Below are 20,799 nucleotides of genomic sequence, written 5' to 3'. Positions count from 1 at the left end.
GAGGGGAAGTACGAACCGGAGTACCACCAGACGTGTGCGGGCCGCTCTGAGCGCGGGCGTCGTGGCCTGCGCGGTCACGGTGGCGCTTCCAGGAGTCGCCTCGGCCGGGCCGGCGTCCGGGGCCGGCGTCACGGGCGACCGCGGAGCCGGTGTCGAGAGGGTCAGCGTCGCGGCCGACGGCACCCAGGCCGACGACAACTCGACCGGAGCCTCGATCACGCCCGACGGCCGCCACATCGTCTTCTCGTCGTCGGCGAAGAACCTCACGCCCGGCGACGCGACGGGCGACGACCGGGTGTACGTCCGCGACCAGCGGGCGGGGCAGCTCAAGCGGATGGGGGGCTTGTCCCCGCTCCAGCCCGCGGTGATCAGCGGCGACGGGGCGTACGTCGCCTATCCGGTGCAGTGGGTGAACAACGTACGGATCCGCCAGTACCAGGTGAGCACGGGAGCGACGGCTTCCGCCAACTGCTCCGCCTACAGCTGTAGTCAGCCGTCGCTGAGCGCGGACGGCCGCTACATCGCCCTCGTGGTCAGGCAGCCCTCGACCGGCCAGCGCGTCGAGGTCCAGGACTGGAACACCGGCGCCAAGGAGACGGTCGCCGAGTTCGATCACACGCAGTCGTCCTTGCCCTCCCTCAGCGGCGACGGCCGTTACGTCGCCTACCAGGACGGCGAGGCGGGGGACGTCTTCGTACGGGACCGGTCCGGCGGCACCACCTCCGGCCCGGTCGAGGGCCCGTCCAAGGCGGCGACGCTCGTCCAGCTCAGCGAGGACGGCAGCAAGGTCGTGTACCTCTCGGGCTCCGACACGTACGTCCACGACGTGGGTACGGGCACCGCCCAACCGGTGCCGGACGCCCGGGGCGTGGCCATCGACCCCACCGGCCGCTATCTGCTGTACGCCCCGCGCGACACGAGCGGGCCGTCGCTCGTGCTGCGCGACCTGCGGACGGGCACCGACGAGACCGTGTCCGACCAGCCCGCATCGGCGGGGACCGACGCGGTCAGCGCCGACGGGCGCGATGTGGTCTTCCAGTCCACGGCCGACGACGTGGTGCCCGGCGACACCAACGGCAAGGCGGACGTGTTCGTCCGCCACTTCCACTGACGGGGCTCCGCTTCAGAACAAAAGGACGCAGCGTGACTCCTGAATTACGGCAGCCCCTCCCGTCGACGCCTGGCAGGAGGGGCCCTTTATGCCGGGCAGCAGGCTGACGCAGCAGGAGCGTCGGAGTATCGCCGCGGGGCTGTCCGCGGGGCTGTCGTACTCCGAGATCGCCAAGCGTCTGGAGCGGCCGACGTCGACCGTCACGCGGGAGGTGATGCGCAACGGCGGCCCGCGTGAGTACCGGGCGGACCGGGCGCACCACGCGGCACGGCGGCGCGCGCGACGGCCTCGAACCGCGGGAAGCGTCACGTCGAAGCCCCCTGCTCCTGCCGTACTCGACGACGGCTACGGCAGGAGCGAGGGCGCGGTGCGTGACTGCGAGGAACGGCTCGTGCAGATGTTCGTAGCGTTGGGCCTGCAACAAACGATGTCCCGCGTGCTGGCCTTCATGTGCGTCACCGACTCCGGCACCGCGACGGCGGCGGAACTGGCCCAGCACCTTGCCGTCAGCCCTGCGTCGGTCTCCAAGGCCGTGGCGCTGCTGGAGCGTCAGCAGATGATCGGGAGGGAACGCGTGGCCGGGCAGCGCAACGACCGCTACGTCGTCGGGGAAGACGTGCTGTACCAGGCCGTCCTGGCCAGCTTCCGGCACAGCGCGACACTCGCCGAGACGGCTTTTGACTGCGTCGGCATCCTCGGCCCCGAAACCCCCGCGGGCGCCCGGCTCAACGTACTGGGCCAGTTCTTGGACCACCTCGGCAGCTACCTGCTGGAGTGGGTGGAGATATGGCCCCAAGTCCGCTCCGCCCAGGAGGCAGCACGCACTGGCGACGACGGCGAGCACGCCTGCTCCCGATAGCCCGGATGATCCCACCCCTGTACGGTCGGTCGAGACAGGTCATGGATCTTGGAGAGCGAGGCGTGGGTGGCTGAACGTCAGGAATTCAACGGCGGCGTGAACGTCGTGCGCCGTCATGGGGACGTCGTCCACCGGCCGGCGTCCCCCGCGGCGCCGGCGATCCACCGACTCCTGGACCACATCCACGACCAGGGATTTCACGGCGCGCCCGAGCCACGGGGCTTTGACGACGAGGGCAACGAAGTGCTCACCTTCCTCGACGGCGAAGTGCACAACGCGCTCACGCCTCAGTTGCGTACGCCCGAACTCCTCACCTCCGCGGCTTCACTGCTGCGGCGCTTCCACGACGCCACCGTCACCTTCGAGCCGCTGCCCGGCGACCGCTGGCTGCTCCCGGCCCGCCGGCCCGCGGAGGTCATGTGCCATGGTGATGCCGCCCCGTACAACTGTGTGGTGGAGGACGGTGTGGTGGTCGGTTTCATCGACTTCGACACGGTGCACCCGGGGCCACGGGTCTGGGACCTCGCCTACTCCGTCTACCGGTTCGCTCCGCTGCAAGGCCCGGGCAACCCCGAGAGCTTCGGCACGCCGCAGGAGCAGGGGCGCCGGGTCGCCGCCTTCTGCCGGGCCTATGGCCCGGAGGTGGGCGCGGAGGTCATCGACGCCGTGCCCGAACGTTTGCAGGCCCTCGTCGACTTCATGCGTGACCAGGCCGCGCGGGGCAACGAGGCGTTCCAGCAGCACATCGCGGAGGGCCACACCGACCTGTACGAGGCGGACATCCGTTACGTGCGCGCCCACCGCGACACCTTGCGCGCCGCTTTCGCAGCGGGGTGACTGTGGCGCACATGATGTCGCCGCCCCGGTGGACTCCATCCGCCAGAGGCCCTCGCGAGGGCAGGCAAGGGGGGAATCATGCCTGACGCGGACGCCGACAGGATGTTTGTGGGAGTGGTCAGCGAGTGGAACTCCGAAGAGGGCTGGGGCGTGCTGACCTCCCCGGATCTTTCGGATCCCGTGTGGGCTCACTTCTCCAGCATCGACGCTGAAGGGTTTCGCGAACTGAGCGTGGGCGAAGCTGTGTCCTTCTCCGTGGAAGAGGAGGAGCAGGACGGCTGTCGCCGGCGAGCCGTGTACGTCCGGGCCGGGGGAGAGGAGCCGGGGCGTGAGGGTGGGGAGGGCGATGGTTCTGGCTACACGTCCTGGGTGAGCATCACCTTTGAGTAGCTCCGGCGGCCAAGAGCTGAGCCCGCCGTCGGCGGGGGCGGGGGCGGGGGAGAGGCCCCCCGTGTCCGCGTGCCGAGCCGAGCTACCGTCCGGCTCCCTCCGGCAGCGTCGCCTCCCCGGGGCTCGCCATGTCGAGCAGCAGCATCGCGTCGTGGTCCGGGGTGCCGGGCGGAGCCTGGTAGGTGACGAGGCGCTGGCCGTCCGTGCGGGAGATCGCCATCACCTCGAAGGAGAGGCAGAACGAGCCGACCTCCGGGTGCCGGAAGTGCTTCTTGCCGCCGCCGCGTTCCCGTACGTCGTAACGCTCCCACAGGCGGGCGAACTCCGGGCTCTTCAGCATGAGTTCGCCGACGAGCCGGGCCAGCTCCGGCGTGTCCGGCGCGGCGCCCGCCACCGCGCGCAGATGGCCCGCGCTGTGCGCCGCCATCTCCTCCCAGTCGCGGTACAGCGTGCGGCCCATGGGGTGCAGGAACATGTAGCGCGTGAGGTTGCGCTGCTCCCACGGCCAGTCCGTGATGCCGGAGAAGAGGCGCAGGCCGGGCCGGTTGGCGGCCAGCAGGTCGTTGGTGCGGCTGACGACGTACGCCGGCGCGGGGCGCACCGTCTCCAGGAGCAGGCGCAGCGACTCCCGCACCGTGCGCGCGGGGCCGGGGGATTGCGCGGGCTGCCGGCCCCCGGCGAGCGCCACCAGCTCGTGCAGCCGGTGCAGCGCCTCGTCGGAGAGCCGGAGCACCTCACCGAGCGCGGCGACGACGCCGGGTGACGGCCGGGTCTCGCGTCCGCGCTCAAGTCGCGTGTAGTAGTCGACGCTGACTCCGGCGAGGGTCGCCAGCTCCTCGCGGCGCAGCCCCGGAGTGCGGCGGACCCCCGTGCCCGCCCGCAAACCCACGTCCTGCGGGCGGACCTGCCCGCGCCGGGCGCGCAGGAAGCGGCCCAGTTCCGTACCTTCGCTCATCCGTTCATCCTCGCAAAGAATCCCGTACGCAGGGGGGGCCGTATCAGGGCCAGGCTCGCAGCTCCCCCGCTCACCTCGGCCTGCCACGGAGGGACGCGGGCGGGGCACGCTGCCTGCCGGATGCACAGCGACAGCGCGGGGAGGAGCAGGCGCCATGAGTACGACGCGGTCCGGCGCGGACACGGCAGCAGAGGCGGGCATGTCCGCCGGGGACGAGCCGGGACGGCCGGGCTCCGCCCGCGCGGCCCTGTTCGCCGCTGTCCTCGGCTTCTTCGTGATCACGATCGATGTCTCCGGCGTCAACGTCGCCCTGCCCGCCCTGCGGGACGACCTCGGCGGCTCGACGTCCGGCCCGCAATGGGTCGTCGACAGCTATACGTTGATGTTCGCGGCCCTGATGCTGTCCGCCGGGGCGCTCTCCGACGCGGTCGGCGCGCGGCGCGCGTACGGCTGGGGGCTCGGCGTCTTCACGCTCGCCTCGCTGGCCTGCGGGGCCGCGCCGACACTCGGCGTGCTGATCGCGGCCCGCGTGGTGCAGGGGAGCGCGGCGGCGGTGATGGTGCCCTCCTCGCTGGCGCTGATCCGGCAGGCGTTCCCCGATCCGGAGCAACGGGCACGCGGCATCGCCCTGTGGACGGTCGGCGGGGCGGTGGCCATCGCCGCAGGGCCCGTCCTGGGCGGGCTGCTCACCACGGAGTGGAGCTGGCGCGCCGTGTTCTGCCTCAACGCGCCCACCGGGATCGTCGGGTTCCTGGCCCTCGCGCGGGCCACGCGCTCCCCGCGCCACCCGGTCGCGTTCGACGTGCCGGGACAGCTCACGGCGGTCCTGGCGCTGGCCGCGCTGACCTTCGCCGTGATCGAGGGCGGGCACCACGGACTCACCGGTACCGTCCTCGCCGCGACCCTGGTCGCGGTGCTTTCCGCGGCCGCCTTCGTGGCCGTCGAGGCACGGCGGCGCGACCCGATGCTGCCGTTGGGACTGTTCCGCCTGCGTGGCGTCACGGTGCCCGTCATCTCGGGCTTCGCCCTCAACGCCGCCTTCTACGGCGGGGTGTTCGTACTGAGCCTGTACTTCCAGGAGCAGCGGGGGCAGTCGGCGCTCTCGGCCGGGCTGACGTTCGTGCCCATGGCGCTGGTCACCGCCCACGTCAACTACCTCTCGCCGCGGGCCGTCACCCGCTTCGGCCGGCGGCCGGTCGTCGTCGCCGGGCTGCTGATCGTCGCGCTGGGCTGCGGGGTGCTGCTCCCCGTCGGCCCCGGCACGCCCCCGTGGGCGACCGCCCTGCTGATGATCCCGCTGGGCGTCGGCGGCTCCCTCGCCATGCCGGCGCTGACCTCCCTGATGCTCGACAGCGTCGCAGCCGAGCGGGCCGGGACGGCCGCGGCGCTGCTCAACACCAGCCGTCAGACGGGCGGAGCAGTGAGCATCGCCGCCTTCGGCGCGCTCCTCGCCGGGGACTTCACACCGGGGATGCGGGAGAGCCTGCTGAGCGCCGCCTGCCTCCTGGTGGTCATGGCCGTCGGTGCGGGGGCGCTGCTGCCGCGGCGCTGAGGGCGGCCGGGGTGGCGCGCCCACCGGTCACCACCACGGCCTCCCAGCAGGCCGCGACGGGCCGGTCCACGTAAACCCGCAGGTCACAGCGGCAGCGCGGAAGCTCCTCCCCCGCACTGTTCAGTACGCTACGGTGGGTACGAAGCTAATCCGTGAACTCATCCGGATCGAGACCCGGATCGCTATCCGCGTTGAGATCCGCGTTGAGATCCGGATCGCTGTCAGCATCGAGATCCGCATGGAGATCCGGACCGCTATCCGCATGGACATCCGCGAATTCGGACGAGACGCGGCGAGACTTCGGAGGGCACCATGAGCGAGCAGCCGTGGACCATCGACTCCCTCGCCCACGCCATCCCCGTCGCGGAAACCCGCCAGACCTTCCTCCGCGAGGTGAACCTCACGCCCCTCCCGGAACTGCCCGAGGCCCTCGCCCGCTGGCAGCGTTTCGTCGAACACTGGCGTGACGAGGTCGCACCGCGCACGGACGCCCTGATCGAGTACGCGCGGCAGCACGACGGCCAACTCCCGCCCCAGTACGCCGACGACGGCGCCACCGGCGATTTCCTCGACGAGCTGCGCACCAACACGGGAAAGCGGCAAACTAACGCCGTGTGACCTACGCGCTCGTCGTCCCGCCCGGCATCCGCCGCCGGATCGCGGGCTTACCCCTGGGCGACCAAGCCGAACTCATCGCCTTCTTCGACCGTCTGCCCACCGAACACGACCAGGTCACCGGCGTGTACGGGCAAGACGTCCCCGGCCCCGTCCGCATGCGCTCCGCCGGTCTCGGCCGCCTCATCGTCCTCCTCGTCGTCAACGACACCACCCGGCGGATCACCGTGGTCGAACTCGCCGACCCCCTCACCCACTGACCGGGTCACTCCGGTCGCGTACGCCGCTGCCGGTCGTACTCCGCCCAGTCCTCCGGGGGGTACGTCGCCTGCGGCGCGGCGAGGGCCACATCGACCTCCAGCCCGAGGTTCTTGTCGAAGAAACCGTCGAGATCACGGATCCTCTCCAGGGCGCACACGGTGGCCTCGCCGAGCGGGCGCGCCATGCGGTCCACGCCCGACGGAACGGTGATCAGGCCCAGGCGTGCCGACCGCACGGCGCGGTCGGCTTCCCCGTCCAGGCCGAGCGAGATGTACCCGACGCCCAGGGCGACGCTCTTCAGCGTCTCGCGTACGCCGTGGCAGAGATCCCTGATCCCGTGCATCGTCTGCATGGGGCTGCCCGCGGAGTGCTCCCCGCCCGGGTCCTGCCCGTACCGCTGCTCCAGGCGCCGCCGCTCCCCCTCCAGCATCGCGAGGGTCTCATTCAGTGTGCGGCCCACGCGCCCCAGCTCGATCAAGTCGTGCTTCACGACTTCCCTCCCTGCGCCGCCTCTTGGGACAGCATGGTCCTACCGTGGCGAGGCGGCGGCCAGTACGCAAGACGAACACCCGGACGGCGCGTGCCGTGGGGCGTCAGGCCGCCTCCTCCACATCCGGAGGCGTCTTTCCGCTCAGGACCTGCCCTGAAGCCCTGGCTCGTTCGGGCCGGTCCCGTCGCGGGGGCACCGATACTGCGGACATGGGCGATGTGAGCCGATGGGCCGGCGCGCTGAGAGGTGCCGTGGGGGAACGGTTCGTGCGGGACGAGCTGGCCGAGCTGGTCTCACAGGTGCTCGGGCCGTGGATCGCGCACGACGCGCTGCGCCTGTTCGGGATGAACCCCGCCACGGGGACCGTCTCCTACGGCTTTCTGCACGGCTTCCCGCCGTCCTTGCTCCATGCGCAGCTACAGGACTCGTATCTCGGCGCTGACCCGTTCGGCCCGGCGGACGTCGCCCGGCTGCCGGAGCCCGCGGGCCTGCTCGGCGGGGACGCCCCCGCGACGCCGGGGCACCGGCGCGCTTCGCGCACGCTCGCGGCGCACGGCGTCGGCAGCGAACTGCGGTTGCTGCTGCGCGAGGGCCCCCGGCGGCTGTGGGGACTGCTCGCGCTCGTACGGGAGTCCGGCCGCAGGCCCTTCGACCAGGACGACGCGCGCCGGCTCACGGCGCTCTCCGAGCCGCTGATCGCCCTCCTGCGGGGGTACGCCACCGCCAAAGGCCCCGGCACGGGCCACCGGTTCCTGCCGCCGGGCGTCGTCCTCGTCGGCCCCGACGACGAGGTGCGCTCGGTCAGCCCGCAGGCGCACGCGTGGCTGGAGGAGATCCACCCCGAGCGGGGCCTGGCCCCGCGCTGGATGCCGAGCGCGTCGATGCGCGAGATCTCCCTCGCCGCCCGCCGCCACGCCGTCGACCCGGGTGCCCCGCCCGCACTGGCCTGTAGTCCCGCCGCGTTCCTGGGCCGGCGGATCGCGGTGCACGCCCAGTGCATGGACCCGGACGGCCGGGGCGAGGTCGCGGTCGTCCTCCAAGAGGCGACGGGCGCCCTGCTGTTGCCCGCTTTCGCGGCCTGGCACCGGCTGACCGCCCGCGAGTGCGAGGTCGTCGAGCGCCTCTGCACGGGCGCGGCACCCAAACAGATCGCCCGGCTGATGGACGTGTCCGTACACACTGTCAACACCCATCTGAAGACGGTGTTCCGCAAGACCGGCACCTCCGGCCGTGACGCCTTGTACGCGGCGCTCCACTCCTGAGTCCTTCGGTCGCTTCGGTCGCTCCAGTCGCTCTCGTCCGTCTCGCGGTACCGGTTCAAGGGCGTACGCCATCCCCAATGTTGGGGATACAGGGGTCCGTGTCACGCGTCGTAGATTTCCGGTGAACACCGCGACAGCGGTAGGCGGCCGACGACCGATCGGCCGACGGGGGAATCACGGGGGAACACACGCCACTGCGGCCGGTAAGTCCGGCCCGCAGTGGCGTGTCTGTGTCCGCGCCTGCTCGCGGCAGGCCCGCTGACGCCGGATTTAGCGCTACCAGGTGCGAAGAAGCAACGGTTCCAAAACCCTAACCGATAGTGTTACGGTCGGCGGCATGAAGAGAGTGAGCTTCGCCGCATTCGGCGGCCCCGACGTGCTGCGCCTGGAAGACGCCGAGGAGCCCCACGCGGGCCCCGGCCGGATACGCGTAGCCGTGCGGGCGGCGGGAGTGAACCCCGTCGACTGGAGGATCAGGGAAGGCCAGTTCCAGAAGGTGCGCCCGGTCGAGCTGCCTGCCGGGATCGGGCAGGACGCCGCCGGGGTGGTGGACGAGGTCGGCGAGGGCGTCCACGGGATCCGGGTCGGCGACCGCGTGTTCGGGCGCGGATCCAGCGCCTACGCCGAGTTCGCCGTGCTCGCGGCCTGGGCCCCGATGCCCGCGAACCTGACGTTCGAGGAGGCGGCCGGGTACCCCTCGGTGGTGGAGACCGCGCTGCGCGTCATCGGCGAGGTCGGTGTGCGGGCGGGGCAGACGCTGCTGGTCAGCGGCGCCTCCGGGGGAGTCGGTTCGGCGGTGCTCCAGATCGCCCGCGAGCGCGGCATCACCGTGATCGGCACGGCCGGAGCCGCGAACCAGGCCTATCTGCGCGGCCTGGGCGCCCACGCGACGACGTACGACGAGGGCTGGACCGAGCGGGTCCGCCGGATCGGCCCGGTCGACGCGGCGCTCGACCTGGCGGGCTCGGGCGTGCTCCGGCAACTCGTCGAGTTGACCGGGGACCCGCGCAAGGTGGTCTCCATCGCCGACCGCAGCGCACCGGAACACGGCGTCCACTTCTCCGGCGTGACCGGGAACGTGCCGCGAGCCCTCACCGAGGCCGCCCACCTCATCGCCCGGGGACGACTCCACATCCCCGTCGAGAAGACGTACGCCCTCGCCGAGGCCGCCGCGGCGCACATCGACAGCCAGGCCGGGCACACACGCGGACGCCGGGTCATCGTCATCTGAGCCGCTTCCCCGCGCGGCCACACGACCTGGCAGGCACATTCCTTCAGCGCGTCCACCCGGGGCCCACCGGGCGGACGCGCGCCACGCAAGGAGTCCCAGGCGCACCCGCTATGCCCGACTGGCCGATGAGTTGCGGGCGGGCGGCCCGGAAGTGCGGGCCTGGCGGCCCCGGTACGACGTGCAGGCGCGGCGCGGCGGACGCAAACGGCTGCGGCTCCCGGGCCGTGGGGTGGTGGAGTTCGCCTACACCGCGTTCCACCTGGCCGAACAGCCGGAGAACACCCTCGTCGTCTACACCGAGGATCAGGAGCGGGGCCGGGCCGATCGACCACCGCCGCCGGGCCGCGAGACGTCTACGCAGCGGCCGCTGGCGACGCCCTTGAGGCGGACCAGGTCGTCGCCGCAGTCGGCATGCTCGACGTTCCTGCCCCGTTTGTGTGTGGCCACTGCGTTCCACCAGCCCGCTGTGGTGGCGTGCGGGCCCGTACAGGGTTTGGATGTGCCCGTATTTTCCTCTTGCGGGCGGTATCGCCGAAGTACGCGATGGCACGCGTGCCCGGATGCGGGCGTGGCGCGCCCACATCCCGCCCGCCCTGATCAGCGTTGCGCTGCCGCGGGCCCCGGGGTCATGTCCTGTGTACCGACGACAGAGAGCAGTTCCAGCTGGGCGGCGGCTTCGGTGCCGGGCGGGGCCGTGAACCACAACAGGCGCTGTCGCCCGTCCTCACTGAACAGGCTGTTGCAGTCCACCGCCATGACACCGAGGACCGGATGGACGAGGCGCTTGTGGTCCGACCGGCGCAGGCCGACGTCATGGGTGTCCCACAGCACGGCGAACTCCTCACTGCTCCGCCGCAACAGGCCCACAAGACCATCCACTTCGGCATCACGGCCGCGCCGGGCGGCCACGGCCCGCAGATCGGCGACGAACACCCGTGAATGGTGCGCGTGCTCGTCCGGCGGGTAGAGCGCGCGGGAGGCGGGATCGGTGAACCAGCGGCGGATGAAGCTCGCCTCGGTCCCCTGCCCCGTCGGCTGCCGGCCTACGAGCGCGACAGCCGCCTCGTTCTGTACGAGGGTCTCGTGCAGGTCAGTGATGATCTGCGCGGGAGTCGCCGCCAGCCGGTCGAGCAGCGCCAGCAGTCCGGGTCTGATGTGCGCGGTCACGCCGCCCGCGGCCGGAGGCACGGGACGCTCGGCGAGATGGAACAGGTGGTCGCGCTCGTCGCCGCCAAGCCGCAGCGCCCGTGCGAGGGCCGCCACGACCTGCGCCGACGGCTGGGCGCCGCGCCCGTGTTCCAGCTCGGTGTAGTAGTCCACCGACAGGCCCGCGAGCTGAGCCACCTCCTCCCGCCGCAGCCCGGGGACCCGGCGCCGAGGCCCGGTAGGCAGGCCGACGTCGGACGGCCGGATCCGCGCACGCCGGGACTTGAGGAACGCGGCGAGTTCACAAAGGTCCATGCCTGCATCGTGTCGCGTACGACATGTGCTGAACCAGGGGACGGCAACCCCAGGGTGCGCACAGCCTGGCCGCCGGCAACGGACCAGTTGATGGTGAGGGGGGCCGCGCACTTGTGACGCCACGGTCGGCGCACCCGAACCCGGACAGGAGAGCTATCCGCATGCCGTACGCCAACTTCAAGGTCCCCGCAGGCACCCTCACCGAGCAACAGAGGGCACGGATCATCACTCGCACCACCGAGTTGTACGCCGAGATCTACGGCGAACGCGCCCGCGCCACCACCCTGGTGCTCGTCGAAGAGGTGCCCGACGGTGGTTGGGGCATCGGCGGCCACGTCCTGACCGCCGCCGAGATCCAGCAGGCGCCCACCGACAGCCAGGGAGATCGACAGTGAAGTGTCGACAGGAGTGGACGCCCCCGCGAAGCGGAGCGGCAGGGCGCCGCCCTGGCTCTACCGGTGCTCAGCGGCTGGTCAGTGGCTTGCCGTACTTCTGGGGTGTGGAGAGGTAGGGGAGGCCGAGCGTGCGGGGCGAGAAGGCGGTCGAGCGGGCGGCCGAGGCGCCGGGGAGGAGCCAGGCGGCGCCCAGGGAGGCGTTCTCGCCGGGCGAGCCGACCGTGACGTCCGGTACGCCGTCGGCGTCGTGGTCACCCGTGGCGACCGCCGCGCCGAAGGCGTCACGCGCCTCGGCCACGCCCGGGACGCCCGCGGTGTCCTGGTTCCAGGCGACGGACCTGGCGGCGCCGCCCGCGTCGAGCAGGCCCTGGGCGCCGCCGCGCATCAGCCAGGCGGCGCCCGCCCCCGCCCTGCTGCCGACGGCCTCGCCGGGAGCGCCCGCGATCAGGTCGTCGCGGCCGTCGCGGTTGACGTCGGCGACGGCGAGGGCGGCGCCGAAGCGGTCGCCGTCCTCGGCCACGCCCGGGACGCCCGCCGTGTCCTGGTTGAGGGTCTGGGCGCGGCTGCCGAACGGGCCGCCCGCGCGGCTCCCGTAGTGGATGTGGACGCCGCCGCCCTTGGCGCGTCGCTCGGGGCCGCACGGGTCGTCGATGTTCTCGTCGGCGATCTCCCGGCACTCGCCGAGCGCGAGGTCGTCGTGGCCGTCGCCGTCGAAGTCGCCTCTGGCCAGGGCGGTCACGCCGGCGTTGTCCGTGTTCCAGAAGTTGGCCATCTCGGACCGGTCGGCGTCCCACTTCCACAGACGTACGTGGGACTGTGTGCTGGGCCGGCCCGCGGTCCAGTACGCGACGGCCAGGTCCGCCCTGCCGTCGCTGTCGAAGTCGCCGGTGGCCAGGACGGGGGCGCGGCCGCCCATGGGGGCGGCGACGACGGTGGTGACCATGCTGTCCTCGCCCTGGATGACCCGGGCGACGACCTTGTCCGTGCCGCCGGCCACGATCGCCTTGTTGGCGCCGCCGGTCATGTCGGCCGCCGCGACCGATCTGCCGTACGCGGCGGACGGTGACGGCCCGGTGAGGACCACCGACGCCGGGCCCGGGCCGTTCTCCGAGCCGCCTACGACGATGACCATGCCCGCGTCCGTACCGCGATCGGTGACGTCCTCGCCGGGGACCCCGGCGAGGAGTTCCGCGATGCCGTCGCCGTTGAGGTCGGTCAGGGCCACGGACGCGCCGAAGCGGTCGCCCGCCTCCGGGGTGCCGGGTACCTCGCGGGTGGCCTGGGTGACCCGGATGCTTCCGTGGGCGCCGACGCCCCTGGGGCCGCCCCAGACGACGTTCACGTACCCGGCCTCGGCCCGGCCGTCGACGGTCCCTTCCGGGACCCCGACGGCGAGGTCCGCGTAGCCGTCGCCGTTGAAGTCGTTCATGGCGGGACGGGGTGCGGCAGCGGCGGCACCGGGCGGGAGCGCGAGCCCGGCGGTGGCCGCGGCGGCGGCAGCGATGGCGTACGTCAGGATGCGGCGGCTGTGCGGCACGGAGGCCCCCACTCGGTCGACGGGGTGAGAGTTTGTCTGGTGTGACCGTCGGCGGGCGGGGTGGGTTGTACGGAGTTCGCCGGGGGTTGGGGGCGCGTTCATGGGCGCGATCCGGGGGCGGGTGGCCACCCGTGCAGCGGGCCTGGGCCTCGCCGGGACGAAGCCGCGGCACCGAGGCTCGCTCTACGCGCCGCCGTTGTCATCCCGCAGGGAACGGATCATGCCTTGCAGGATCCGGAACGCGTCCGACTGCTCGGACTCGGTCATGCCGTCCAGCATCCTGACCTCGACGGACCGGACCGCCGCGGACGCCTTCTCCAGGCTCCGTCGGCCGCGAGGCGTGAGTCGCGCCGGAAGGGCCTTTCCGACGGGCGCTTCCGCGGGCCTGGTGACGTAGCCGTCTCGTTCCAGGTTCTGGAGCAGCACATTCATCGATTGCCGTGTCACGAACGCGCCACGCGCCAGCTCGGAGTTCGACAGGCCCGGCCGCTGGGCCAGCAGTTCGAGACAGGAGTAGTGCGTCACGGTCATCCCGAGCGGCCGCAGCACCTCCTCCATGGCTGCGCGCAGGGCACTCGAAGCCTCCTTCAGCAGGTAGCCCAGTGACTTGTCCAGGTCGATGCCGGTACCTCTTTGACTCATGTCAGGATTCTGACATACCGTTCACGTGTCAGAAACCTGACACGGAGAGAAGGAGCATCACCATGCCCGCCACCGGCCCCGACTTCATCTCGCTCCAGGCCCGCGACCTCGCCGTGTCGCAGGCGTTCTACGAGCAGTACCTCGGCCTCGTCCGCTCGCAGGCCGGGCCTCCGCACGCCGTCGTCTTCGAGACCGAGCCGATCGCGTTCGCCCTCCGCGAGGTCGTTCCCGGCACCGATCTCGCGTCCGCCGCCCGGCCCGGCATAGGCGCGGCGATCTGGCTCCATGCCACCGATGTCCAGGCCATCCACGACGCGCTCGTCGCCGACGGCCACACCATCGTCTCCGCGCCGGTCGACGGCCCCTTCGGCCGGACGTTCACCTTCGCCGACCCCGACGGCTATCACGTCACTCTCCACGACCGCACCTGACCGCCGGAGCACCGCCGGAGCACCGCCGCGCCGGCCGGGGCGGCCTGGCGCGTGACCAGCACCAGCCGGCGGACCGCCGCCGCGCACGCCGGCACGCTCTCACCGCCCCGGTGCACGCCGTGCTCCCGGTATTGGCTGAGGCGGTCGACGGACGGGCTCGGTGATTCGCCGGATCAGGTGAAGGTAGCTCTCGCGCGATGCCTTCGGGGTGTCCTGAACAGCTCGGCGCTGTTGTCCGATCGCAGGGTCGTACCCGGGGAGGTGTGTGGATGACGCTCAAGAGCGGCGGCTTGGTGTGCCTGTTCTGCCGAACCATGTACGCGATCGTCCTGACGGCGCTGGCCATCACCGTGGCGCATGCGCCAGCCGTGGCGCTGCCGGGGCTCTCGCCCGCGAGTGTCGTCTCCGTATCCGGTACTCCCGCCACCGAGGACAGCGGCGCGGCCGTCGCGGCGGCATCTGCGGAATCGCGGGGCGGCCATCACACCGGGACCCACGGGTGGCGTACGGGACCAGCCGCCGTCGGCCAGATGCGGCTCGCGCCGCCGGCGGCCGGTGGGCCGGGCATCGCCTGGCAGGAGCAGGTTGGCCCGCGCATGCCATGGGGCTGCCCGGCGGCGGCTCGTCATCCTGAGGGCGCGGGCGCTTCCGTGGCGGCTCCGGGCCTCGTCCTGCGCTGCTGATCGCGAGCGGCCCTGGCCTGACGAACGTCGACAACGCGTCCGCGCGGGGAGCCGGTCATGGCTGCTGCCAGGGAGCCTCGGGTCGCGCGACCGGCCGGCGGAGCGTGGCCAGGACCAGCAGCGCAGGGGAAAGCACACCCTTACCGAACCGGGAGTTCACGTGACCGCACCTCGCATCGAAGTCGTCCGCCCTGACGATCTGACACCACAAGACCTGGAGCTGTGGAGCCAGTTGGGAAGAGGGAGGACGACCAACGCGTTCATGAGCGCTCACTTCACACAGGCGGTCGGCCGAGTCCGGCCGGATGCCCGGGTGGCGATCGTGCGCCGGCGCGGGGAGGTTCAAGGCTACTTCCCCTACCAGCAGGGGCGGTGGGGTTGCGGGCGCGCGGTCGGTCTGGGCGTCTCCGACTGCCAGGGCGCCGTCCTTCAGCCTGGCGTGCGCCTGGACCCGGAGCAACTGATGCGGGCCTGCTCCCTGAGCACATGGGAGTTCAACCACCTGGAGGACGACCAGGAACTCTTCCTCCCCTTCGCGAGCGGCCGGTTCGCTTCCCCCATCATCGATCTCACCGGGGGTTTCGAGCGGTACGAGACGCACCTGCGTGCGCAGTCGCCCGGCTTCCTGAAGGCGGCGCGGGCCCAGGAGCGCCGCCTGGCCCGCAGGGTCGGCCCCTTGCGCTTCGTCTACTCCGAACGGAACTCCGAACCCTTGCGCGTGCTCATCGAGTGGAAGTCCGCCCAGTACCGCAGGACAGGCCGCCGTGATCCTTTTGCCCGGCCGTGGGTGACCGGCCTTGTGCGCCGGCTCGCCGAGGCAGGCTCGCCGGACTGCACCGGGACCCTGTCGGTTCTCTACGCGGCCGACAAGCCGGTGGCCGCCCACTTCGGCATTCGTTCACGTACGGTCTTCTCCTGCTGGTTCCCCGCGTACGACCCGGCCTACGCGACGTTCTCGCCCGGCCGCGTCTTGTACCTGCGGATGATCGAGGCAGCCGCAGCCTCCGGTATCCACGTCTTCGACTTCGGACGAGGCGAGGCCGCGTACAAGAACGCCTTCAAGACGGGAGACCTCGCGGTGCACGAGGGGACGGTGAGGAGGACAAGCCCTGGTGCCGCTCTCCACTGGCTCCGCCGTGAGCCGGCACACGCCGCGCACCGGGTGGTGCGCAGCAGTCCCCTGTTGAAGCGGGCGGCGGTGGGGGCCCTCAAGGTCGTCGGCAAGGTGCGAGGGTGCTGACCGGAGGGCGGGGAGCCTGACCCTGCTCGCACAACCCGCCTGGACGTCACGTCCCCTTGGTGAAGACGAGCACCTCAGTCGTGGCCACGCCCATGGGCGCCTGGAAGCTGGCCTCCAGCCCGCAGCCGAGGGCAGCGAAGAGGTCCACGCACGTCCGGCGGGGCATGGCCGCCGGGTAGGAGTCGTGCCCCGCGCCGCCCTCTGTCGCCCAAGTGCGCATCGCTGCCGGGCCCAAGCAGGTTTCCGTCATGACGTCGAACACGATCCTGCCGCCGGAGCGCGTGACACGTGCCATTTCGAAGAAGTAGCGGCAGGAGCGGAGGAAGGTCAGAGTGTTGAAGACCTTGTGGGCCTGAACGAGGTCGATGCTGCCGTCGGGTGTCGGGGCCAGGCTGGTTCCAGCGGTGGGCTGTGCGATCACGTTGAACGTGTTCACCAGGTGGTCGGCCCAGGGCGCTGCCGTCTCGTATATCTCGTAGCGGTCCGGTGAACACGCTTTGAGTGTCTTCTCCAAGTACCGCCCCGACCCGGGGCCGATCTCCAGCACCGTGCTCGGGTCGGCGGCGAAGACGCCGAGGGCGCTCAGTTCGTCGACGGTGGACTGGGTGGCGCCGGGCGTCCCGTTCATGACGTCGTCGAGGTAGTCACCGACCGACAGTCCAGCCGCCCGTGCCGCCCGCATCGTCGCCTCGAACGGGAGGAAGTCGTCCACTCCGCCCCGGTTGTTGGTGCTGCGCACGAGGTCGAAACCTGCACGCCCTAGAAGCCGCTTGACCCCTGCCTTGAGTACTGACTTTCCCGCGTCCGCCGCTCCCATCAGGCACGCCCCCCAGGCCGTCTGTGCTCTCGGTGCCCGAGAGCATAGAACTGTCGGCGCGGACGCGCAGTGGGACGGGGAATTTGCCCTGCGGCTGGTGCGGGGGCCGTTCCCGGTGCTGGGACCACCACCGTAGGTGGACGCCAGGAGGCCTGAGTTTGCACCTTTGGTGAACGACTCACCCCCGGGTCTCGGCGACCTCGCCCCGCCGGTCAGGCTCCAGGCCTCACCCGGGCAGGAATCGGGCTCGTCAGGTAGTCGAACGGGCGTCGCAGGGGAGGCGTGCGGCGCCGTTTGGGCATGTCGGCACGCAGGGTGAGGAGGGGGCGAGCGGACATGCTCGGTCAGTTTCTTTGCAGTGGCGGGCACACCTAGTCGCCTCGGCCCGGTGTAGAAAGGTCCGCGCAGCCCGAGTTGGTGAACCTCTCGGTCGCGACAAGGCTGCGAGTGAGCCGATGTGGGCTGTGGACGATCCGTGAAACGCCTCCGGCCGTACGTACGGGCCGGAGTGAGCGCGAGCATCGCAAGCGTCAGACACGCTGTCCCTCACGATCGGAGTGAACCATGTTGTCACGCACCTCACGTATAGCTCTCGCCTGTTCGACCGCCCTGCTGTCGGTCACCGTCGGCACCGCTACGGCGAACGCCGCCCAGCCTCAGGCCCAGCCCGCGGACAACTGCGTGGTGAACGTCGAGACCGGAAAGTCCCAGTGCTTCACCACGTTCCGGCAGGCCATCGCCGCGACCACGCACGGGCGCGTCACCAACGCCCCCTTATCCGCCAAGGACATCGACCAGGCCCTGGTCGAAAAGCTCAGAGGGTCCGCCAGCACCCGTGGGGCGCAGGACGTACAGCTCGGCATCATCTACGAGCACTCGAACTACGGAGGCACCTCAGTCACCTACAGTGCCGGCAGCGGCTGCCAGAGCGGCAACGGCCGGGACTACTCGACCGACATCTCGGGCGGCATGAACAACGCCACCAGCTCCCTGACCACGGTGTCCTGCTGGCTGGAGCTGTGGGACTCCCCCGGAACGGGCGGGACCCGCCAGGAGTACCAGCAGTCGACCTCCTACGTCGGGGACGCGATGAACGACCGGGCGTCGTCCATCGCCTTCCTGTAGAGCCACACCCTCCGGCGCCTGGCCCCGCCCGCCGGCGGGGCCAGGCGCCGGCTTCTGCACGCTTCCGCCCCACCGGCGCCGCAGAAGCCGTAGAAGCCGTAGAAGCCGTAGAAACAGCGAAGGCCCCCTCCGCGTGGAGGGGACCTTCATATGGAGCGCCCGGCAGGCCTTGCACCTGCATTTCCCATCGGATGATGGGCGTCTTTCCTTGGACCACAGACGCGTGACTCCCGTGCCCTGCACCGGAGTTACCTGGAAATCGTACACCGCTTTCCGAGCCTTCCATGCCACCTGCCGCACCTGCACGCTCGCCGTCCCTCCGAACCCTTGAGCGAGCCCTCTGTAGGCTCTTCTGCGCAGGAGGTGTCGTGGAAGCAGTGGGTGGGGCCGGCAGAGGGTTTAAGTACGCTTTGACCAGCGATGAGGGCGACGCCGAGCCTTGGGGGTTCGTGCGGGACGCCAAGGGGTTGTTCGACCCTCACGAAGACGGCCTTCGGCGTGTCGAACTCCTGGGGTGTTCGCCCCGGGGAACGTTCCGGACCTGTCTCGATCACCTCGGCGGCCGTCGTGCGGTGGCAGGCGGGGGACACCTGGCGTTCCTGGACGCCGAAGGCATCGTGATGGGTTCCTACTTCGTCAGCGGCCTGGCCGCGACGGCTGTGGCGCCGTCGGTGCACGGAGGCGGGCTGTTCGATGTCACGGTGCGTTTGTGGTGCGACCAGCTGCTTCCCGGGGCGGAGGACGTCTGGGACCTGCTCCGCGCAGGGAAGCTGAACCGCAAGGGTATGTGGGGTGGCCTTGACGCGGCAGGCCGGAAGGCGTGGTTGTCCGTTGCGCTGTGGTCCCGTGAGTACCAGCGGCGTGGACACCCCGCGGACGCCTCACCGGGGCAAGTGTTCACCCTGGACGGCCGCCAGGTCAGCGATATCGACAGCTTCTACTGCGCGTTGGGGGAGGCCATCAACGGCCCCGGCGGGTACTTCGGACGGAATCTCGCCGCCGTGGACGACTGCCTGCGGGGCCGCTTTGGTGCCTCGCCCCCGTTCACTCTGGAGTGGCTCGACGCGAACGTCGCCAGGTCAGTGCTGGCCGGCCGGCCAGCCGCTGGCAGCGGCGCCGCCGCCGATTTCCAGGTCCTCCTTGAGATCTTCGCCGAGCACGACATCAACGTCCTCCTGCGGTGACCGGAAGGACCCGTGCTGGTCGGGCCAGCCGCCCCGGGCAGCGCCCGCGGTAGGGCGGATGCCGCCCTCTGCCTCACCGCCTCGCGACGCGGCGCCCGGGCCGCGACTTCCGGTGTGCGAGGCCTACGAGCTTCCGACGGGCGCTGCGAGCGTCACGGACATGCCTCCGCGGTCTGCACGCGAGCCCGCTCCTTCAGTGCGACGCGGGCCGCGGGCGTACCTGCCGCCGTCTGCCAGAACGGATGTCCGGCGATCAGTCGCGACAGCCGCAGCAGGCGGCGCCGGTGCGCGGCCGCGCCGTGCATCGGTACGTCGGCGAGCTGTCGGTACGTGACGTACCAGGCTTCCTGGGCCTCCAGGAGATCAGTGGGGAAGGTGTGCCGGTCCATGCACGGGATTAGATCTCATGTTCGAATTCCAGCGCAAACGTGACCTCCTGTGATCGGGCGATCACGGCAGCTCGCGGTCTGGTGTCCCGACGGCCCGCCCGCCTGGTCGCAGCCCACTGTCGTTCAAGCCACGGGTACTTCGCATCTGTGGCGATGTGGTGAAGCCGTGTGATGGAGTACGGGAACGAAGGTCCTGTGGGGCGATTGGGCGGGAGGGCGCGGAGCGCATCGTGAGTGGGGACAGGGAAATATCGGACCAGGAGTGGGAGCGCTTCCTGCGCGACGCCGAGGCCGGGACTCCGGGTGCGCCGGAGGAGCCCTCGGCGCGCGCCAGGATGGTGGGGCGGCGGCTGCGCGACGAGCCCGGCCCGCCGGAGGGGTGGCGGACGCATCAGCCCGCCCCGCGGCGACGGGGCAGGAAGGCCTGGTACGCGGTCGGGCTGGTGGCGGCGGCCGCCCTGCTGGCGGTGGCGCTGGCTCCGGGGCAGGTGACCGACTGGTTCGGAGGCGACGACTCCGCGCCGCTTGCCGCGGAGTCGGAGAGGCCGACGAAGCCACCGGCCCGGGAGGCGGAGCAACTGCCCACGCTGGAGCGGCCGTTCAAGGGGTCGCCCGCGGCGCGGTGGGGCGACGGGGCAGCGGGCATCCACCTGCCGTCGGCAAAAGCGACAGGGTGGATGAGCAAGGCGGAGGTCGCGCGGGCGCTCACGCGGAGCCGGGACTTCCTCGCCGCGTCCAGCCTGGACAAGGGGGTGCTGCGGGGGCAGCGGCCCACGAAGGCGATCGCGCTGATCAACCCGCGCCAGCAGGACGTACAGGACTATCTGGCCACCGCTTTCGACACGCCCAGCCGCAAGAACGACCCCCTGCTGCTCTTCAGCCGCTTCCCGAAGGACGAGGTGCGGCCCGCCGGTGACGTCGTCAAGACGCGGGGGCGGATCACCTTCCGGGAGGGCAAGCGCGGCGCGCTCGAAGTGGTCAGCGACGTCACGTACGTGTATCCGGTCGTACGGGCCGCGGGGGGAAGTGACGAGGTCGCTCGCACCATCGTGCGCCGGGAGGTGGTGATGAGCTGGGACGATCCGGCGAAGGTCATCACCAAGCCGGGCACGTTCTCCCTGGTGTCGTACAAGACGGACTTCACCAACGGAGGCTGTGACAACTTCTCCGGCTACTTCACCCCCGCGTTCGGTTCCGAGCGTGCCGCGCCCGGCTCGGGGGACGGCCCCGAGGTCGACCCGTACGACCGGAGCACCTCCATGGACGCCCGCATGTGCGAGGGCGCGGGGGCCGGGTGCGGGACCGCCACCCGGTCGTGATCGGTGCGGGTCC

23 protein-coding genes and 1 pseudogene are annotated in these 20,799 nt (G+C 71.3%); 17 read left to right on the top strand and 7 right to left on the bottom strand.

Annotation, left to right across the window (positions count from 1 at the left end; all coding sequences use genetic code 11):
* Window positions 1–34: 34 nt before the first annotated feature.
* From AC07GB_RS18720 to AC07GB_RS18705, 4 genes are all read left to right on the top strand, one after another.
* Window positions 35–1,111: a TolB family protein gene (locus tag AC07GB_RS18720; protein ID WP_478846701.1), complete on the top strand. Its 1,077-nt coding sequence runs from the start codon at window positions 35–37 to the stop codon at window positions 1,109–1,111.
* 88 nt (window positions 1,112–1,199) lie between these two features.
* Window positions 1,200–1,970, top strand: a complete 771-nt coding sequence (locus AC07GB_RS18715; protein ID WP_478846699.1) for a GbsR/MarR family transcriptional regulator — start codon at window positions 1,200–1,202, stop codon at window positions 1,968–1,970.
* A 66-nt stretch (window positions 1,971–2,036) separates the two neighbouring features.
* Window positions 2,037–2,807: a phosphotransferase enzyme family protein gene (locus AC07GB_RS18710; RefSeq protein WP_478846697.1), complete on the top strand. Its 771-nt coding sequence runs from the start codon at window positions 2,037–2,039 to the stop codon at window positions 2,805–2,807.
* 78 nt (window positions 2,808–2,885) lie between these two features.
* Window positions 2,886–3,197 carry a cold-shock protein gene (locus tag AC07GB_RS18705; protein WP_478846695.1) on the top strand — a complete coding sequence of 104 codons (312 nt, stop codon included), beginning with the start codon at window positions 2,886–2,888 and terminating at the stop codon, window positions 3,195–3,197.
* An 82-nt stretch (window positions 3,198–3,279) separates the two neighbouring features.
* Here AC07GB_RS18705 and AC07GB_RS18700 read toward each other — a convergent pair whose 3' ends face one another.
* Entirely contained in the window at window positions 3,280–4,152 is an 873-nt protein-coding gene (locus AC07GB_RS18700; RefSeq protein WP_478846693.1) for a helix-turn-helix transcriptional regulator, read from the bottom strand.
* Between the two features lie 154 nt (window positions 4,153–4,306).
* Between AC07GB_RS18700 and AC07GB_RS18695 the strand changes: the two genes are divergently transcribed.
* The 3 genes from AC07GB_RS18695 to AC07GB_RS18685 all read left to right on the top strand — a co-directional run bounded on the left by AC07GB_RS18695 (window position 4,307) and on the right by AC07GB_RS18685 (window position 6,579).
* The gene (locus AC07GB_RS18695) at window positions 4,307–5,704 is read left to right on the top strand and encodes an MFS transporter (protein ID WP_478846691.1); all 1,398 of its coding nucleotides are present in this window, start codon (window positions 4,307–4,309) and stop codon (window positions 5,702–5,704) included.
* Window positions 5,705–6,016: 312 nt separating this feature from the next.
* On the top strand, window positions 6,017–6,322 hold the full coding sequence (locus tag AC07GB_RS18690; protein WP_478846689.1) for a hypothetical protein: 306 nt from the start codon (window positions 6,017–6,019) through the stop codon (window positions 6,320–6,322).
* The gene (locus AC07GB_RS18685; RefSeq protein WP_478846687.1) at window positions 6,319–6,579 is read left to right on the top strand and encodes a hypothetical protein; all 261 of its coding nucleotides are present in this window, start codon (window positions 6,319–6,321) and stop codon (window positions 6,577–6,579) included. Before AC07GB_RS18690 ends, AC07GB_RS18685 begins: the two co-directional genes overlap by 4 nt.
* A gap of 5 nt (window positions 6,580–6,584) precedes the next feature.
* On the opposite strand, the gene AC07GB_RS18680 is transcribed toward AC07GB_RS18685, so the two are convergent.
* Complete coding sequence (locus tag AC07GB_RS18680; RefSeq protein ID WP_478846685.1) at window positions 6,585–7,070, bottom strand: hypothetical protein; 486 nt, start codon at window positions 7,068–7,070, stop codon at window positions 6,585–6,587.
* Window positions 7,071–7,279: 209 nt separating this feature from the next.
* Between AC07GB_RS18680 and AC07GB_RS18675 the strand changes: the two genes are divergently transcribed.
* The 3 genes and pseudogenes from AC07GB_RS18675 to AC07GB_RS18665 all read left to right on the top strand — a co-directional run.
* On the top strand, window positions 7,280–8,332 hold the full coding sequence (locus tag AC07GB_RS18675; protein ID WP_478846683.1) for a helix-turn-helix transcriptional regulator: 1,053 nt from the start codon (window positions 7,280–7,282) through the stop codon (window positions 8,330–8,332).
* Window positions 8,333–8,669: 337 nt separating this feature from the next.
* Window positions 8,670–9,563 (top strand): NADP-dependent oxidoreductase, encoded by an 894-nt coding sequence (locus AC07GB_RS18670; RefSeq protein ID WP_478846681.1) that lies wholly within the window; start codon window positions 8,670–8,672, stop codon window positions 9,561–9,563.
* A 130-nt stretch (window positions 9,564–9,693) separates the two neighbouring features.
* A pseudogene (locus AC07GB_RS18665) lies at window positions 9,694–9,810 on the top strand (transcriptional regulator); the annotation flags it as partial.
* Between the two features lie 350 nt (window positions 9,811–10,160).
* On the opposite strand, the gene AC07GB_RS18660 reads toward AC07GB_RS18665, so the two are convergent.
* Window positions 10,161–11,024, bottom strand: a complete 864-nt coding sequence (locus tag AC07GB_RS18660) for a helix-turn-helix transcriptional regulator (RefSeq protein WP_478846679.1) — start codon at window positions 11,022–11,024, stop codon at window positions 10,161–10,163.
* Window positions 11,025–11,185: 161 nt separating this feature from the next.
* Here AC07GB_RS18660 and AC07GB_RS18655 point away from each other — a divergent pair, with 161 nt between their 5' ends.
* Window positions 11,186–11,419, top strand: a complete 234-nt coding sequence (locus AC07GB_RS18655) for a 4-oxalocrotonate tautomerase family protein (RefSeq protein ID WP_478846677.1) — start codon at window positions 11,186–11,188, stop codon at window positions 11,417–11,419.
* Between the two features lie 67 nt (window positions 11,420–11,486).
* Here the strand turns inward: AC07GB_RS18655 and AC07GB_RS18650 are convergent, their stop codons facing one another.
* Window positions 11,487–12,956 carry an FG-GAP repeat protein gene (locus AC07GB_RS18650; RefSeq protein ID WP_478846675.1) on the bottom strand — a complete coding sequence of 490 codons (1,470 nt, stop codon included), beginning with the start codon at window positions 12,954–12,956 and terminating at the stop codon, window positions 11,487–11,489.
* A gap of 183 nt (window positions 12,957–13,139) precedes the next feature.
* Complete coding sequence (locus AC07GB_RS18645) at window positions 13,140–13,598, bottom strand: MarR family winged helix-turn-helix transcriptional regulator (protein WP_478846673.1); 459 nt, start codon at window positions 13,596–13,598, stop codon at window positions 13,140–13,142.
* Window positions 13,599–13,660: 62 nt separating this feature from the next.
* On the opposite strand from AC07GB_RS18645, the gene AC07GB_RS18640 reads away from it, so the two are divergent.
* The 3 genes from AC07GB_RS18640 to AC07GB_RS18630 all read left to right on the top strand — a co-directional run bounded on the left by AC07GB_RS18640 (window position 13,661) and on the right by AC07GB_RS18630 (window position 15,952).
* Window positions 13,661–14,029, top strand: a complete 369-nt coding sequence (locus AC07GB_RS18640; RefSeq protein ID WP_478846671.1) for a VOC family protein — start codon at window positions 13,661–13,663, stop codon at window positions 14,027–14,029.
* Between the two features lie 269 nt (window positions 14,030–14,298).
* Window positions 14,299–14,712 carry a hypothetical protein gene (locus AC07GB_RS18635; RefSeq protein WP_478846669.1) on the top strand — a complete coding sequence of 138 codons (414 nt, stop codon included), beginning with the start codon at window positions 14,299–14,301 and terminating at the stop codon, window positions 14,710–14,712.
* A 262-nt stretch (window positions 14,713–14,974) separates the two neighbouring features.
* Window positions 14,975–15,952, top strand: coding sequence for a GNAT family N-acetyltransferase (locus tag AC07GB_RS18630; RefSeq protein ID WP_478846667.1), 978 nt, complete (start codon window positions 14,975–14,977; stop codon window positions 15,950–15,952).
* Window positions 15,953–15,998: 46 nt separating this feature from the next.
* Here AC07GB_RS18630 and AC07GB_RS18625 read toward each other — a convergent pair whose 3' ends face one another.
* Window positions 15,999–16,769, bottom strand: a complete 771-nt coding sequence (locus AC07GB_RS18625; RefSeq protein ID WP_478846665.1) for a methyltransferase domain-containing protein — start codon at window positions 16,767–16,769, stop codon at window positions 15,999–16,001.
* Between the two features lie 564 nt (window positions 16,770–17,333).
* On the opposite strand from AC07GB_RS18625, the gene AC07GB_RS18620 reads away from it, so the two are divergent.
* Both AC07GB_RS18620 and AC07GB_RS18615 read left to right on the top strand, forming a co-directional pair.
* Window positions 17,334–17,894 carry a hypothetical protein gene (locus AC07GB_RS18620; protein ID WP_478846663.1) on the top strand — a complete coding sequence of 187 codons (561 nt, stop codon included), beginning with the start codon at window positions 17,334–17,336 and terminating at the stop codon, window positions 17,892–17,894.
* Window positions 17,895–18,304: 410 nt separating this feature from the next.
* Entirely contained in the window at window positions 18,305–19,078 is a 774-nt protein-coding gene (locus tag AC07GB_RS18615) for a barstar family protein (protein WP_478846661.1), read from the top strand.
* A 152-nt stretch (window positions 19,079–19,230) separates the two neighbouring features.
* Here AC07GB_RS18615 and AC07GB_RS18610 read toward each other — a convergent pair whose 3' ends face one another.
* Window positions 19,231–19,467, bottom strand: a complete 237-nt coding sequence (locus tag AC07GB_RS18610; RefSeq protein WP_478846659.1) for a hypothetical protein — start codon at window positions 19,465–19,467, stop codon at window positions 19,231–19,233.
* A gap of 227 nt (window positions 19,468–19,694) precedes the next feature.
* On the opposite strand from AC07GB_RS18610, the gene AC07GB_RS18605 reads away from it, so the two are divergent.
* Window positions 19,695–20,786, top strand: a complete 1,092-nt coding sequence (locus tag AC07GB_RS18605; protein ID WP_478846906.1) for a hypothetical protein — start codon at window positions 19,695–19,697, stop codon at window positions 20,784–20,786.
* Window positions 20,787–20,799 lie beyond the last annotated feature (13 nt).

The organism is Streptomyces sp. NPDC045778 (assembly GCF_056431945.1).
Note: the sequence above shows the minus strand (reverse complement) of the source record. Positions and strands in the feature narration are given on the sequence as shown.